This window comes from Rhizobium sp. 01N424 (assembly GCF_056399485.1).
On sequence record NZ_JBFTRK010000002.1, the window covers coordinates 472,783 to 487,348 of the forward strand.

Sequence of the window (14,566 nt, forward strand, 5' to 3'; positions counted from 1 at the left end):
TGTCAATATATCATCGGCGGTTATCTTGATAATAATCATCATGTTTTAACGATCCACACAAACGTTGCGAAATTGCAACGAAAACAGCCCGTTTGCGTTGTCCCTCCTGCCGCTAACAGCAACGTGGGATGGGCATGTGAAAATCGCTTCTGCAATTGCCGCCATGAGCCTTACCGTCTTCATGCTCTCGGGCGCCACCCTGCCCCGCAACGGGCCGGTACCGGAACAGAAGCCTGAAGCAGCCGAACCGGCAGCGCCGCAAGACCAGGCTGCGCCGGTGCAGACGGCACCCGTTCCCCAGCCCAAACCCGAAGAGGCAAAGCCCGAACAGCCGAAATCCGATGACGGCAAGCCCGCGCCTGCCACGTCAGGAAAACCTGAAGAGACCGCCCCCGAAACGGCCAAACCCGATGCGTCGCAACCCACCGATCAGAAACCGGAGGATGCCAGGCGCGAAACGCCGAAAGCCGAGACGCTGGAAGATCAGCACCTGACGATCGAGCCGGAGAGCGATACCGACCATGCCGATTGCATCAAGGAGCTGCAGAGCCTCGGCGTCGTCTTCAAGGAGATCCCCCGGATCGATGACGGCAACGGCTGCGGCATCGACAAGCCGATCGTGCTGTCGGAAGCGCTCCCCGGCATCAAGGTGAAACCCGAAGCGACGCTGCGCTGCCCGACGGCGCGGGCGCTCGCTCACTGGATGAAGGAAAGCGTCATCCCGGCCGCCGCCGTTGCCGCCAAGGATCAGGGCAAGATCACCACGATCAATCAGGCCTCGGCCTATATCTGCCGCCTGCGCAACAGCGCCGAAACCGGCAAGATCTCCGAACACGCCCGCGGCAACGCCATCGATGTCGCAAGCTTCAGCTTCGAGAAGGGCGAGGACATCGCCGTCAAACCGCGCCGAGAGGATTCGACGCTGACTGGCGCCTTCCAGCGCACGGTCAGCGCTTCCGGCTGCCTGTATTTCTCGACGGTGCTCGACCCTGAAAGCGACGCGGCGCACGAGACGCATTTCCATCTCGATGTTCTAGAGCGCAAAGGTGGATACCGGTATTGTCACTGAATGTTCAGCCCACTCAACGCGTTAGCCGCACCAAGTGAATCGGAAACTGAATCACCTGATTCACTTTCCGAACCAGTCCTCAGAACAACCCCTCGATATACCCCTGGTCGTTCAGGAATATCCGTTCTGCCGACGGCGACTTGGGCAGGCCCGGCATGGTCATGATCTCGCCGGTGATGACGACCACGAAGCCGGCGCCGGCCGAGAGGCGCACTTCGCGCACCGGCACGATATGCCCTTCCGGCGCGCCGCGCAGGTTGGGATCGGTCGAGAAGGAATATTGCGTCTTCGCCATGCAGACCGGCAGCTTGCCGTAGCCCTGCTCTTCCCAGGCGATGAGCTGATCACGCACCGCCTTGTCGGCGGTCACTTCGCCGGCGTGGTAGATCTTCGAGGCGACGATCTCGATCTTTTCCAACAGCGGCAGGTCGTCGCCATAAAGCGGCTGGAATTTTGCCTGACCGGAATCGGCAAGTTCGACGACCTTGTGGGCAAGCTCCTCGATCCCGGCGGACCCCTCGGCCCAGTGGCGGCAGAGGATGGCTTCGCCGCCGAGACGCGCCACATATTCCTTCACAGCCGCGATCTCAGCATCGGTGTCCGAAACGAAATGATTGATGGCGACGACGACAGGCACTCCGAACTTGCGGACGTTCGAGACATGCCGTCCGAGATTGGCGCAGCCCTTGACGAGGGCGGCGACATTCTCTGCGCCGAGGTCTTCCTTCTTCACGCCACCATTCATCTTTAGCGCCCGGACGGTAGCGACGATAACCGCAGCATCAGGCTTCAGCCCGGCCTTGCGGCATTTGATATCAAAGAACTTCTCAGCACCAAGATCGGCGCCGAAGCCTGCTTCAGTGACGACATAGTCGCCAAGCTTCAGCGCCGTTTTCGTCGCCGTCACCGAGTTGCAGCCATGGGCGATATTGGCGAAGGGACCGCCGTGGACGAAGGCGGGATTGTTTTCCAGCGTCTGCACCAGGTTCGGCTGCATTGCGTCCTTCAACAGGACGGCCATCGCGCCATCCGCCTTCAGGTCGCGGGCATAGACGGGCGTCTTGTCGCGGCGGTAGGCGACGATGATGTTGCCGAGCCGCTTTTCCAGGTCCTTCAGATCGGAAGCAAGGCAGAGGATCGCCATGACCTCGGAGGCAACGGTGATGTCGAAGCCGCCCTCGCGCGGAAAGCCGTTGGCAACGCCGCCGAGCGAACTCACCATTGAGCGCAGCGCGCGGTCGTTCATATCCATCACCCGCCGCCAGGTGATGCGGCGAATGTCGATATCGAGCTCGTTGCCCCAGTAGATATGATTGTCGATCATCGCCGCCAGCAGATTATGCGCCGAGGTGATCGCGTGGAAATCGCCGGTGAAGTGCAGATTGATGTCTTCCATCGGCACGACTTGCGCATAGCCGCCGCCGGCCGCTCCGCCCTTGACGCCGAAGCAGGGACCGAGCGAGGCCTCGCGGATGCAGACGATTGCCTTCTTGCCGATGCGGTTCAGCCCGTCGCCGAGGCCGACCGTCGTCGTCGTCTTCCCCTCGCCCGCCGGGGTCGGGTTGATCGCCGTGACGAGGATCAGCTTGCCGTCCTTCTTGTCCGACTGAGCAGCGATGAAACTGGCGCTGATCTTCGCCTTGTCGTGGCCATAGGGCACCAGATCCTGCTCCGGAATGCCAAGCTTGGCGCCGATCTCGAAGATCGGCTTCTTCTTGGCCGCGCGGGCGATTTCGATGTCGGATTTGATAGCCACGGGGTAGTCCTCGGAGTTTGTGTTATTGTCCGACCATGCCGCCATCGCCGCGTCGGAAACAAGACCCCGAATGCCGCTTTTCGCGCCGTTCCACGACAAACCGCGCCATCGGCCGGGATGAAATCCGCCGCCAAGGCTTGCTGCAACTTGCATGGATGGGCTATGCCCCCTCTATCGTTTCAGCGTGCGGGGGCACCTAAAGATGAAATCACTTGAGCTGCTCGTGGAGCGCATCATCCTGTCGAGCCGCTGGCTGCTCGTCGTCTTCTATCTCGGTCTCGTCGCGGCACTTGCCGTCTATGCGATCTCCTTCGGCTACAAATTCCTGAAGGTCGCAAGCGCCGTCTTCACACTTGGCGAAGACGAGATGATCCTCGCCATGCTTGGTCTCATTGATGCCGCGCTGGTCGCCAGCCTGATCGTCATGGTGATGATCTCGGGCTACGAGAATTTCGTCAGCCGCTTCGACGAGGCGGACGGCGAAAAGGAGCACGAAGTGTCCTTCCTCGGCAAGCTCGATTCCGGCAGCCTGAAGATCAAGGTCGCTTCGTCGATCGTGGCGATCTCGTCGATCCACCTGTTGCAGGTGTTTCTCAATGTCGATCAGTATGAAGACGGCAAGATCATGTGGCTGACGCTGATCCACATCGCATTCGTCGTCTCCGCGCTCATGCTCGGCTTCCTGGAAAAGCTGATGAGCTCGACCAAGAAGAACGATCTGAAGGACAAGGACTAACCGCCGGAAGCAGCCGGCGCCGATGCCGGCTGGACATCCGCGGGCGCTCCAGTCGTCGCCGGCGGCTCGCCGTGCCGGTGGCAGCGGGCGCCCGCCGGATCGTCCGCCTGGCAGAGCCGGATGCCTGGGCTCTCGTTCGAGGCAAGCATGTCGGTGATGAGCCCCAGCTTCAAAGCCTCCGATGTCGGCAGAAGCCGCAGCGTCTGCGGCGTCGCACTCATCATCAGTGCGATGATATCCTGGCTGACGCCCATTTCCTTCAGATAGGCGGAGAGCGCAGCCTCGGCCTTCTTCCCGAGCTTGGTCGATTTCGTCTCGCCCTCGCTCCTGCGGCCGATCTCGGTGCGGGAAACCTCGTGTTTCCGCCCGTTCACCATCCGGTATTCGATGCGGTAGGACACCCGGATCCTGTCATAGATCGTGGTGATCTGATGGACGCCGATATAGGCCCATTGCGACGCAACCCGCGACGTCCCGCCGGCAAGTGCGATCGGACAGGCCGAAAGACAATAGGCGCCGCCTGAATACGTGAGGCCGACAGCCGTGCCATCCTTGGCGATCGCCGCCTGGCATCGCATGTCGGCGATCGGACAATCCTTGAGCCGCGTGCCGCCGACTGCCGTTTCCAGGTCATTCTTGCGGATCATCCGGCCCATCGCATAGGCGGCATCCACCTCCCCGCCTTCCGACCGGAAGACGACTGGCAGCTTGCGCCCGTTCAGCTGTTTCAGAATTTTCTTCAGCCGCAGCGGTGTGTCGCGCGTGATCCGGCCTTCTGCCGATACCCACTCGGCGCAATCCGCCAGGCAATCGGCGCTGCGGACGAGGATGAAACTCATGGAAGGAGGCTGGTTCCGCTTGGGTTTGGCAGCCCACGCATCGGAACCGGAGACAGGAGGCAATTGGAAGCAGAAAATCAGCGAAAGAATGAAGAAATATTTGACGGCGAGAATGGTGGCACAGCGCACGAGCGGTCGTCCCGTTTGGATCGCCTGACGCTAGCAATAGCGACCCGAAGCAGCAAGCGCCACAGCCGCACGTTATGCTAAAGTGAAACCGTGTTCATCGCTTCAGAGGCAGCCTTTTAGGAATTTAAGTCTACCGTCGACCAACTTCTGAGGTGATTCTTCTCCTCCCGGCATGGGAGAAATCCACAGCTTCGTAGTAATGGAAGAAGTAAAATAGCTGCGATCACTACCTGCATAATACATTATGCAACCAATGGGTGCGTATGTGTGATTAATTTTTAACACTATAAATTAATCAGCATGGCCGATGCGAATTGTGGCTAGCATCCCGTGGAGTTTTACGTATGTGTTAGCGGTAACATTCGAGTGATCGGGGCGCATAATGTCATACATGACTACCTCTGAACGGCAATCGCTGCTGACAGGAGAGCTGGCTGCTGCCCGCACGCGTGTATTGTTCGTTCACGCACTGCACAGGGTGGCCGGCGCATTCGGCCTGTCGCAGACGACGCTCCTGCACACACCGTCCGCCGAAGACCTGCTGTTGAAGTCGCTGATCATCGAAAGCTCGCTGCCCGCCTCCTATATCCGCGAATTTGACCGGGCGCATATGCTGCGCAGCTGTCCCTTCACTGCAAAGCTTCGTGAATCAGCCGTTCCGCAGCACTGGAATCTGGCGGAAACGCTGCAAGGGCTCAACTTCCCGGCCGAGCTGCGTAACCTGATGATGCATTACGCCATGCCGACGGGCATCACCTTCCCGATCAATGCACTCGATGGAAACCGGCTGGTCTTCTGGTTCGGTGGCGAGCGTGCTCCCTTCGCCCAGAACGAGGTCAACGAGCTGGCGATGATCATGCTGCATGCGCTCGACGCCTATAATACCGTGCGCCGCAACGAGGACAGCGCCTACAATGCCCTGTCGGCCCGCGAGCTTGAGGTCGTGCGCTGGACGGCGCAGGGCAAGACCTCGGTCGAGATCGGCCAGATCCTGGCGCTCTCCGACCATACCGTGAACGCCTACATGACCAATGCGATCAAAAAACTCGATTGCGTGAACAGAACGCAGTTGGTAGCTAAGGCCATACGCTTGAAGCTGATCAGCTGAGAAATCAGAAGAGAATCAGTGCGCAAACCTCATGGGAGGGAACGTGCCTCTTCGATTTGAACAGCCCGCCAACGGCAAAGAAAAGCAGACGCGCGACCATATCGGCATTTCTGATCTCGAGATCGTCCAGATGGTTGCAGCCTACCGAAATTTCGGATTCTGGCGCATCGAAGTGGAATCGGGACATTTCTTCGCCAGCGAAGATGTCTTCGCGATTTTCCGCATGACCTTCACCTCTGGCCCTGCCAATCTGGTCGAGCTCCTCTCGCGCATTCATCCCGAGGACCGGGTTCTGATCACCGAAACCTTCGAACAGGCGAGCCTGCACAAGACGGGCTTCCACTTTTCCTATCGCGTCGATAACGGGCTTGGCGGCTACAAGACGGTCCGTTCCGTCGGGAAATTCCGCAACAACGAGATCGTCGGCATTACCTACGAATTCGTCGAACAGCTGCGCGTCGTCGGCTTCGAGGATAACGGCGCCTGAGCCGGCCGCATCAGCGGCCGAGCACGGCGCGCATCTCGACGATATTCGAGCGCACCCTCAGCATGTAGAAGCCCATCGTCGCCAGGTGGCTCGGCATGATCCAGCCGTCTTCGCGTCCATTGGAGATGATCGCCGGCTGAATGCGAAGCGCCGCCTGGAACTGCTTGGTGGTGCCGCTGAACAGCGCCCCGAGATTGCGCTCGGCCACCACCTGCGAAAAGTCGGATCGGGCTGCCGTCAGGATCGCGTAATAGCCGTAGAGCTGACCATAGGCGAACCAGAAACGGTCGTCCGCCCGGGTGTCGAACCAGCCGAAATTGTGGTTCTCCGAGCGCTCCGCCAGAATGTCGGATGTGCCGCCGAGATCGTTGGCGATGCGATCGATGAACTGCAGCAGGTTGTCGGCGCGGCCGTCGAACACGGCATTGCAGTTCGCAAGATCGGTGTTGAACTTCCGCAGGCTCTCGATCGCCGAGCGGTAGTAGCTCGGCGTCGGCGTCTTCGGGCCGAACGGGTTCATGCCGAAATACCAGCTGTACTCGTCATATTGAAGATTGCCGCGGGCGCTCTGCAGGTCGCCGTTGATCCCTGAAGTACCGCGAACGCGCCCCAGCGTATCGACGAGTTCGGCCGACGTGCGGCGAACCGCCTGATTGATGCCGCGCTGGAAGGACGCCTTGTTGTCGAGGAACGGCGTGTGATCCCAGTCGATGCCAAAGAAGCCCATGCGATAGAGCAGCATGGAGGAGATCCAGGCATTCTGGTTGACGTTGGAATCGATCAGATCCGCGGTGACATCGACGATCGCCGAGCGCTGGCAGGTCTTGGCAGGCGCCGGCGACGCCGCCGAAGCTGTGCCGGTATCAGCAACCGGAATTTCCTGCCCGGCAGCGACCTTGCGCTCCGAGAAGCGGTACTGATCGACGAAGTTCGGATTGAAGCCCGACCAGACCTGCGTTTGCCAGAAGAAATAGCCGTAGAGCACCGCAAACAGCGCGACGACGGCGATGACAGGTAAACGGATCATCCAGCTGCGCCGCTGATACCAGCCATGTGCGGCCATGAAGGGCCAGAGGATGCCGGCAGCCAGAACGCCGAACCAGCGGCCGATGGCGCTTCCGATAGACCTGAAGAAACCGGTAATCCGGTCGAGCATTGCCATCTCCCCTTGCGCAGAATTTCCTCATCCACATAAGTGCTTGCCGAAGCGAGCACAACAAGAGCACGAGATTTTTGCCGCGCGCACCAAAGCGCCACCCTGTGGGCGGCGGCTCCGGCGGCTCGGATTTCTATGAGCAAATCCTCATGGTACAATGCCGCGCTTGGCGTCGTCCGCCGTGGGCCCGCCTGCCGGGAGGTTGTGTGATGAGCGAAGTCGACGTGCTGTTCGCCACCCTGAGGCATGCGGCCGGCCAGCAGACGGCCGACTGCATCGAGAATGCGGTCAGGAACGGCTCGGATCGCGATCTCAACCGCATCAACGCGCTCGCCTTCGCCAAGGCGCATGATCTCGACGAAGAGAAGACGATCGCGGGCTTTCTGCATGCGGCCCGGATCGGCGCCTTCGAAATGACCTGGAATGTGCTCTGCCCCGGCTGCGGCGGCGTCCTCGACAGCGGCACCACGCTGAAGGCTGTTGATCGCGAGAGCTATCATTGCGCGCTCTGCGCCGCCGGTTACGAGCCGACCCTCGACGAGATGGTCGAGGTCACCTTCACCGTCAGTCCACGCGTGCGCAGGATCGCCGCCCACGAGCCCGACCGGCTGCCGGCGCTCGAATATTACCGTCAGGTGTTCTTCAGCACCGGCGTTGATCTGCCGGATGATCTCGAAGACCGGTTCGGCCGCATCCTCCTGGAGATGATTGAGCTGGACCCCGGTGAAAAGGCCTTCGTCTCGGTGCAGCTGCCACCGCAATTCATCATCATCTTCGATGCCGTGACGCATTCGGCGCAGTTCATCGACGTTCAGGGCGAGCCGACAGGCGAGCGCCAGAACCTGTCGATGGTCATCAGCCGCAGCCATACGCCGAACGAGACCGAGACCCTGCGCCCCGGTCTGCTGCGGCTGACGCTCGAAAACCACACCGACCGCCGCGTGCTACCGAATGTCTGCATCGCCGGCGACGACCTGCACGAGATCCTCGGCCGCAGGCGGCCATTCCTGACCGCCAAGCGTCTGCTGACCAACCAGAGTTTCAGGGATATCTACCGGACCGATACGCTCGACGTCGACCAGCGCCTGAGGATCACCAGCCTGACATTCCTGTTCACCGACCTCAGGGGTTCTACGGCGCTTTACGAGCGTGTCGGTGATCTCGCCGCCTTCGATCTGGTACGCGCTCATTTCCGGGTGCTGCACGAAATCGTTGCCACCGAGGCAGGCGCGGTCGTCAAGACCATCGGCGACGCAGTAATGGCGACCTTCCCGAGCCCTGACCGCGCCGTCACCGCAGCCCTGCGAATGCGCGAAGCGATGCTCCGCCTGAATACCGAACGCGGTAGCGAAGATCTGCTGCTCAAGATCGGCATCCACGAAGGCCCCTGCCTCGCCGTCAGCCTCAACGACCGGCAGGATTACTTCGGCCAGACCGTCAACATCGCCTCTCGCGTCCAGAACCTTGCCGATCCTCACGTGATCCTGACGACCGAAGCGATTGTCGGAAACGAACGGGTCTGCGAAATCCTGCGCGACAGCGGCATCACCTCGGTCTCCCGCATGGAGTAGCTGCACGGCATTTCCAGAGAGGTGAAGATTTTCGCGCTGCCGTGACCGCTATTCCAGGATCGGAACATGCGGCGCGGCGGTCCGCGGCAAGATGCCGGTCACCCGCGGATCGTCGGCGACCTCGATCAATAGGGCATAGGGCGAAAAGCCCGAGCGCCGGTAAAACGAGAGCGCATTCGGATGGTCGAAATGGCAGGTATGGAGCCACAGCCTTTCGATCGGATGCGCCCAGGCGATGGAAAGCGCATGGTTCATCAGATAGCGCCCGGCGCCGGTGCCGATCGTCTCCTTGGTGACGCCGAAAAACACCAGTTCGCAGGCGCCCGGCTCCCGGAAATCGAGTTCGATCATCCCGGCAGGCTTGCCGCCCGATGACAGCACGTAGATCTCTACCCTGGGATCGCGGAGGATAGCGGCCAGTTCGCCGTCGCTGATCACCAGCCGTGAAACCCACATCCATTCCTCGCCGATTGCCCGGAAAAGCTGCCGGTAGGTATCGAGATCGGGGACGGTCATGCGCGCAAGGGAAAGGTCTGAGCGTTCGGCGGCTGCGACGACTTCCGGCTTCTCCCGCATTTCCAGGCAGGTGACGGCGTTGGCAAGCTTGCCCTTTGGGACAAGAGAATAGCCTTCCGGCAGGACCGGATTGGAGTTGCCTATCGTTTCAATCGTTTCCATCGTTTGGCCCTACCATGCGTGTCGCGGAATTCCCCGGTCGAGGCATAGCGGCTTGGCCGGTTCTTGCAAAGACCGGAGGTCCGGCGCTGATGCCGGCTAGGAGCGCCCGAACCGCAATCTCAGACGCGGCAGCCGCTTGGTCAGGTCGATCAGCGGCCTGTCGTGCTCCATGCTGATCACAGGCACAAACGCGGAAAACTTCTTCTCGAAGGCGATGCTTGCGGCGCTCTTGCGCTGCTCGATATCCTGCGGCACCAGCATGCCCCGCTCGAAAAGCGAGATCGGTGCGGCGATGTTCGGAAAAATCGTCTGGCTGATCTTCGCCTTGGCACCCGGCCGGTCGGTATCGACCTGGGCACGGTAGAGCACCAGCCGCTCTTCCGTATCGACCATCAGCTTCCGGGTCAGCACGTTGCAGAGCGCGATCTGGCTGTTCAGCGCATCGACGAAACTCTGGAACATGGTGATGAAGCGCTCGCGCCGCTGGCTCTCGTCGCGCATCACCTGCTCCTCGCTGGAAATGCGGTCAGCCTCGCCTTTCAGCGCGCGGCGCTCTTCCTCGAGCCGCTCCCACTCCGTTCTGCCGCCATAGACGCCGATGCGCCCCTGCGTCGTCAGCGCCTTGGCGTTCAGCTCCTTCATCCGCATCCGCGCGATATCGATCGCATCGACGAGGCGGCGGCGGTGCTCGATGATATCGACGACACCGCCTTCGGCCGTCTTGTGGCACTCGCCGGCAAAGCCGCGGTGCTGGGTTACAAGGCCTGCAAGCGCATCACTCTTGGCGAAAAGATCAAGCAGCCGCTCGACGACAGGTGCCTCGCTGACGCGCTGGCTGTGCAATCTCCACATCCGCTGGCGCGAGAACCACCCAGTAATCCGCTCGCGGCGCGTCAGTCCGCGAAAACTGTCGAGATCGGCGGAGACGTCTTCAGACAACCGGTCGAGTTCACCGGCGAGCTCGCCAAGCGCGGCATCAAGCGCCTCGCGCTTCTGGCCTGCGGCCTGGAAACGCTGGTTCTCGTCCAGAAACGTCTCGTCGCTGGACTGCGCCTCGTTGCGAGCAAAGCTACCAATGAAGGCGGCGCAATCGCCAGCTTCGGCGCGCAGCTCTTCCGCCAGCGCGCTTGCCGTTTCCATGAGAATTTCGAATGATGGAGCCTTGCGCACCCGCTTCTCCTGGGAATCGTTGGCCTCAAGCTAACCGGTCGGAGACGGGATGAAAATCCGCCTTTTCAGACGGCCTCGGCCACGAAGGGGCCGTTCATTTCGTCGTCCCAGTGCCTGCGGCAGAGCGAAACATATTTCTCGTTGCCGCCGACATCGATCTGCGCGCCCTCGTGCAGCACCTTCCCCTCGCCGTCGAGCCGCACCACCATTGTCGCCTTGCGGCCGCAGTGGCAGATGGTGCGCACTTCGCGCATCTCGTCAGAAATGGCGAGCAGCTCCTCGGAGGCCGGAAACAGCTTTCCCTGGAAGTCGGTGCGCAAGCCATAGACCATGATCGGGATACCGAGCCGGTCGACGATGCGGGCGAGCTGCCAGACATGCTCGCGCGTCATGAAATGCGCCTCGTCGACGAAGACGCAGGCGATCGGCTCTCCCTCACCGGCAAGCCGTGTCACCAGCGCCAGAAGATCGGTCTCCGCCTCGAAGGGAATGGCCTTGGCTTCCAGGCCGATCCGCGAGCCGATGATGCCCTTTCCGGTGCGCTCGTCGAAGGCGGCGATCAGCATCACCGTGCGCATGCCGCGCTCCTGGTAATTGTAGGAGGCCTGCAGCAGCATCGTCGTCTTGCCGGCGTTCATCGTCGAGTAATTGAAGTAGAGTTTCGCCATGTTTTTCTCCGTTCCTCGCTTTTGACGGCTCGAATCGCCGATGAGAAGAGCGCAGAGCTGATAACCACAGGAAATCCACGCGCGAATCCCGCCGGAATCCTTGCTTTTCAGGCCATCACGGAAAATTGCGCGACGTCGCAATCGAGTATGCCAAACCGCCGCAAACGCACTGTGGTCGCTTGTAAATGTCAGCTATTGATGGTTGGCTTGGGGACGATAAGACTGGGAGTCTATAAATGAGAACGACAAGCGCATCCAAACTGCTTACCGCAACTGCCGTTGCAGCTCTTTCCATTGCCACGGCCGCATTCGCAGCAGATCCTGAAAGCTGCACCGCCGTGCGTTTTTCCGACGTCGGATGGACTGACATCACCGCAACCACCGCAACCGCGACCGTCGTGCTGAAGGGCCTTGGCTATGAGCCGAAGACCACGGTTCTGTCGGTGCCGGTCACCTATCAGTCGCTGAAGAACAAGGACATCGACGTGTTCCTCGGCAACTGGATGCCGACCCAGGAAAAGGACGTCCGTCCCTTCCTCGACGACAAGTCGGTCGAATCCTACGGTCCAAACCTCGTCGGCGCGAAATATACGCTCGCGACCAACGCCAAGGGCGCCGAACTCGGCATCAAGGACTTCAAGGACATCGCTGCCCACAAGGATGACCTGGACGGCAAGATCTATGGCATCGAGCCAGGTAACGACGGCAATCGCCTGGTCATCGACATGATCGACAAGAACACCTTCGGCATGAAGGGCCTTGAGGTCGTCGAATCCTCCGAACAGGGCATGCTGGCGCAGGTCGCCCGCGCCGAGAAGGCCGGCAAGCCGGTCGTCTTCCTCGGCTGGGAACCGCACCCGATGAACACCAACTTCAAGCTGACCTACCTGACCGGCGGCGACGACGTCTTCGGTCCTGATTTCGGCGGCGCCAAGGTGTTCACCAACGTTCGTGCCGGCTATTTCGGTGAATGCCCGAACACCGGTACCCTGATCAAGAACATGACCTTCTCGCTCGAGATGGAAAACCAGATCATGGGCAAGATCATGAATGACGGCGAAGAGCCGGAAAAGGCTGCTGCGGAATGGCTGAAGGCCAACCCGTCGACGCTCGATCCGTGGCTCGCAGGCGTCAAGACGCGCGATGGCAGTGCCGATGGCCTGCCCGCCGTCAAGAAGAGCCTTGGCCTCTGACGATGACGTGCGCGGGGCGGCCTTGCCGTCCCGCCTCCATTTCATCCCGAATTCTTGATCTTTTTTGGATAGGCACGCCCCTTGGACTGGATCACTGACGCTAAAATTCCGATCGGCTCTTGGGCCAAGTTGTTCGTTGACTGGCTGACGACCAATGCCGACTGGTTCTTCAACCAGCTGGCCTTCATCCTGTCGCATGTCATCGACGGCATGCTGTTCGTGCTGCAGGCGCCGCATCCATTGATCGTCATCGCCGCCATCACCGGCATTGCCTACTGGATACGCCGGTCGGTCGTCGTTGCGGTCTTTACCTGTCTTGGGCTGCTGCTGATCACCAACCAGGGTTACTGGAAAGAGACGACGGAAACGCTGGCGCTCGTGCTCGCCTCCACCTTCGTCTCCATGCTGGTCGGCATCCCGCTCGGCATCGCCGCAGCGCGGCGCGCCTGGGTCTACTCGGTGCTGCGCCCGATCCTCGATCTGATGCAGACGATCCCGACCTTCGTCTATCTGATCCCGGCCCTGATCCTCTTCGGCCTCGGCATGGTGCCGGGCCTGATCGCTACGGTGATCTTCGCCATTCCCGCCCCGATCCGCCTGACGCGCCTCGGCATCATCTCCACGCCGCCCTCGCTGGTTGAAGCCGCCGAATCCTTCGGCGCGACACCGATGCAGGTGCTGCGCAAGGTCGAACTCCCCTTCGCCACGCCGCAGATCATGGCCGGCCTGACCCAGACCATCATGCTCTCGTTGTCGATGGTGGTCATCGCCGCCCTCGTCGGCGCCGATGGTCTCGGCGTGCCGGTTGTCCGCGCGCTGAACACCGTCAATGTCGCCAAGGGCTTTGAAGCGGGTCTCTGCATCGTCATCCTGGCGATCATCCTCGACCGCATGTTCCGCACTGCAGGTGAAGGAGACGGCGTATGACCTCCGTTCGTTTCGACAATGTCAGCATCATCTTCGGCGACAAGCCGGAAGCCGCCCTCTCGATGGTCGATCAGGGCAAGACCCGCGACGAGATCGGCGCTTCGACCGGCCTCGTGCTCGGTGTCGCAGATGCCTCTATCACCGTCGAGGAAGGCGAAATCCTCGTCCTCATGGGCCTCTCCGGCTCCGGCAAGTCCACCCTGCTGCGCGCCGTCAATGGGCTGGCGCCCGTCGTGCGCGGCTCGGTCACCGTCTCCACAGCCACCGGTCCCGTCGATCCCTACAAATGCAGCGCCAAGGCTCTTCGAGACCTGCGCATGCACACCGTCTCCATGGTCTTCCAGCAGTTCGCGCTGCTGCCCTGGCGGACGGTCGCCGACAATGTCGGCTTCGGTCTGGAACTCGCCGGCATGGCCGACGCCGAGCGCAAGAAGCGCGTCGATGAGCAGCTCGAACTTGTCAACCTGACAAAGTGGGCAAACCGCAAGGTCAACGAACTCTCGGGCGGCATGCAGCAGCGCGTCGGCCTCGCCCGCGCCTTCGCAACGGGCGCGCCGATCCTCTTGATGGACGAGCCGTTCTCCGCGCTCGATCCGCTGATCCGCACCCGCCTGCAGGACGAACTCCTGGAGTTCCAGCGCCGCCTGAAGAAGACCATCCTCTTCGTCAGCCACGATCTCGACGAAGCCTTCCGCATCGGCAATCGTATTGCCATCATGGAAGGCGGGCGCATCATCCAGTGCGGCACCCCGCAGGAAATCGTCAAGAACCCGGCCGACCAGTATGTCGCGGACTTCGTGCAGAACATGAACCCGATCAACATGCTGACGGCACAGGACGTCATGCAGCCGGGTCTCGGCCAGTCTGCCGTGGGCGCCACCGTCACGGCGACGGCCAAGCCCGCAACGCCGCTCGTCGATATCCTCGATGCCTTGTCCCGCCAGCCTGGCAGCATCGGCGTCGTCGACAACGGAACGATCGTCGGCACGATTTCGGCGCAGGACATCGTCAGCGGCCTCACCCGCCACCGGCGCAAAGAACAGGCTTGATCCTTCCGTCCACTTCCGACAGAAAAGTGG

The 14,566-nt window shown here is 61.1% G+C and carries 13 protein-coding genes and 1 pseudogene; 8 read left to right on the top strand and 6 right to left on the bottom strand.

Going from position 1 to position 14,566, the window contains the following annotated elements; genetic code table 11:
• Positions 1–136: 136 nt before the first annotated feature.
• On the top strand, positions 137–1,069 hold the full coding sequence (locus tag AC1DNK_RS08040; protein ID WP_477940369.1) for an extensin-like domain-containing protein: 933 nt from the start codon (positions 137–139) through the stop codon (positions 1,067–1,069).
• Between the two features lie 79 nt (positions 1,070–1,148).
• Here AC1DNK_RS08040 and AC1DNK_RS08045 read toward each other — a convergent pair whose 3' ends face one another.
• The gene (locus AC1DNK_RS08045) at positions 1,149–2,870 is read right to left on the bottom strand and encodes a formate--tetrahydrofolate ligase (protein WP_477940912.1); all 1,722 of its coding nucleotides are present in this window, start codon (positions 2,868–2,870) and stop codon (positions 1,149–1,151) included.
• A gap of 157 nt (positions 2,871–3,027) precedes the next feature.
• Between AC1DNK_RS08045 and AC1DNK_RS08050 the strand changes: the two genes are divergently transcribed.
• A complete protein-coding gene (locus AC1DNK_RS08050; protein ID WP_112444202.1) occupies positions 3,028–3,561 on the top strand; it encodes a TIGR00645 family protein in 534 nt (177 codons plus the stop codon).
• Between the two features lie 20 nt (positions 3,562–3,581).
• On the opposite strand, the pseudogene AC1DNK_RS08055 reads toward AC1DNK_RS08050, so the two are convergent.
• Positions 3,582–4,529 (bottom strand): annotated as a pseudogene (locus AC1DNK_RS08055) (COG3904 family protein); the annotation flags it as partial.
• A 382-nt stretch (positions 4,530–4,911) separates the two neighbouring features.
• Here AC1DNK_RS08055 and AC1DNK_RS08060 point away from each other — a divergent pair.
• On the top strand, positions 4,912–5,637 hold the full coding sequence (locus tag AC1DNK_RS08060) for a helix-turn-helix transcriptional regulator (protein WP_112386198.1): 726 nt from the start codon (positions 4,912–4,914) through the stop codon (positions 5,635–5,637).
• 43 nt (positions 5,638–5,680) lie between these two features.
• Positions 5,681–6,124: a PAS domain-containing protein gene (locus tag AC1DNK_RS08065; protein WP_112386336.1), complete on the top strand. Its 444-nt coding sequence runs from the start codon at positions 5,681–5,683 to the stop codon at positions 6,122–6,124.
• A gap of 10 nt (positions 6,125–6,134) precedes the next feature.
• Here the strand turns inward: AC1DNK_RS08065 and AC1DNK_RS08070 are convergent, their stop codons facing one another.
• Entirely contained in the window at positions 6,135–7,280 is a 1,146-nt protein-coding gene (locus AC1DNK_RS08070; protein WP_477940371.1) for a DUF2333 family protein, read from the bottom strand.
• Between the two features lie 209 nt (positions 7,281–7,489).
• Here AC1DNK_RS08070 and AC1DNK_RS08075 point away from each other — a divergent pair, with 209 nt between their 5' ends.
• Positions 7,490–8,851, top strand: a complete 1,362-nt coding sequence (locus AC1DNK_RS08075; protein ID WP_477940373.1) for a DUF5939 domain-containing protein — start codon at positions 7,490–7,492, stop codon at positions 8,849–8,851.
• A gap of 48 nt (positions 8,852–8,899) precedes the next feature.
• Here AC1DNK_RS08075 and AC1DNK_RS08080 read toward each other — a convergent pair whose 3' ends face one another.
• From AC1DNK_RS08080 to AC1DNK_RS08090, 3 genes are all read right to left on the bottom strand, one after another.
• Positions 8,900–9,529 (bottom strand): GNAT family N-acetyltransferase, encoded by a 630-nt coding sequence (locus AC1DNK_RS08080; protein ID WP_477940374.1) that lies wholly within the window; start codon positions 9,527–9,529, stop codon positions 8,900–8,902.
• Between the two features lie 96 nt (positions 9,530–9,625).
• Positions 9,626–10,699 (bottom strand): hypothetical protein, encoded by a 1,074-nt coding sequence (locus tag AC1DNK_RS08085; protein ID WP_112386194.1) that lies wholly within the window; start codon positions 10,697–10,699, stop codon positions 9,626–9,628.
• A gap of 65 nt (positions 10,700–10,764) precedes the next feature.
• Positions 10,765–11,367 (bottom strand): thymidine kinase, encoded by a 603-nt coding sequence (locus tag AC1DNK_RS08090; protein WP_112515688.1) that lies wholly within the window; start codon positions 11,365–11,367, stop codon positions 10,765–10,767.
• A gap of 236 nt (positions 11,368–11,603) precedes the next feature.
• On the opposite strand from AC1DNK_RS08090, the gene AC1DNK_RS08095 reads away from it, so the two are divergent.
• The 3 genes from AC1DNK_RS08095 to choV all read left to right on the top strand — a co-directional run bounded on the left by AC1DNK_RS08095 (position 11,604) and on the right by choV (position 14,536).
• On the top strand, positions 11,604–12,560 hold the full coding sequence (locus AC1DNK_RS08095) for a choline ABC transporter substrate-binding protein (RefSeq protein ID WP_477940377.1): 957 nt from the start codon (positions 11,604–11,606) through the stop codon (positions 12,558–12,560).
• 81 nt (positions 12,561–12,641) lie between these two features.
• A complete protein-coding gene (gene choW / locus AC1DNK_RS08100; protein ID WP_112386191.1) occupies positions 12,642–13,487 on the top strand; it encodes a choline ABC transporter permease subunit in 846 nt (281 codons plus the stop codon).
• Positions 13,484–14,536, top strand: a complete 1,053-nt coding sequence (gene choV, locus AC1DNK_RS08105) for a choline ABC transporter ATP-binding protein (RefSeq protein WP_112386190.1) — start codon at positions 13,484–13,486, stop codon at positions 14,534–14,536. The genes choW and choV overlap by 4 nt, the downstream gene beginning before the upstream one ends.
• Positions 14,537–14,566: the final 30 nt, after the last annotated feature.

Bases quoted from the DNA above. Each gene is read 5' to 3' on its own strand.
- AC1DNK_RS08045 (WP_477940912.1), bottom strand. From the start codon at position 2,870: ATGGCGGCATGGTCGGACAATAACACAAACTCCGAGGACTACCCCGTG.
- AC1DNK_RS08050 (WP_112444202.1), top strand. From the start codon at position 3,028: ATGAAATCACTTGAGCTGCTCGTGGAGCGCATCATCCTGTCGAGCCGC.
- AC1DNK_RS08060 (WP_112386198.1), top strand. From the start codon at position 4,912: ATGTCATACATGACTACCTCTGAACGGCAATCGCTGCTGACAGGAGAG.
- AC1DNK_RS08070 (WP_477940371.1), bottom strand. From the start codon at position 7,280: ATGCTCGACCGGATTACCGGTTTCTTCAGGTCTATCGGAAGCGCCATC.
- AC1DNK_RS08075 (WP_477940373.1), top strand. From the start codon at position 7,490: ATGAGCGAAGTCGACGTGCTGTTCGCCACCCTGAGGCATGCGGCCGGC.
- AC1DNK_RS08080 (WP_477940374.1), bottom strand. From the start codon at position 9,529: ATGGAAACGATTGAAACGATAGGCAACTCCAATCCGGTCCTGCCGGAA.
- AC1DNK_RS08090 (WP_112515688.1), bottom strand. From the start codon at position 11,367: ATGGCGAAACTCTACTTCAATTACTCGACGATGAACGCCGGCAAGACG.
- AC1DNK_RS08095 (WP_477940377.1), top strand. From the start codon at position 11,604: ATGAGAACGACAAGCGCATCCAAACTGCTTACCGCAACTGCCGTTGCA.
- choV (WP_112386190.1), top strand. From the start codon at position 13,484: ATGACCTCCGTTCGTTTCGACAATGTCAGCATCATCTTCGGCGACAAG.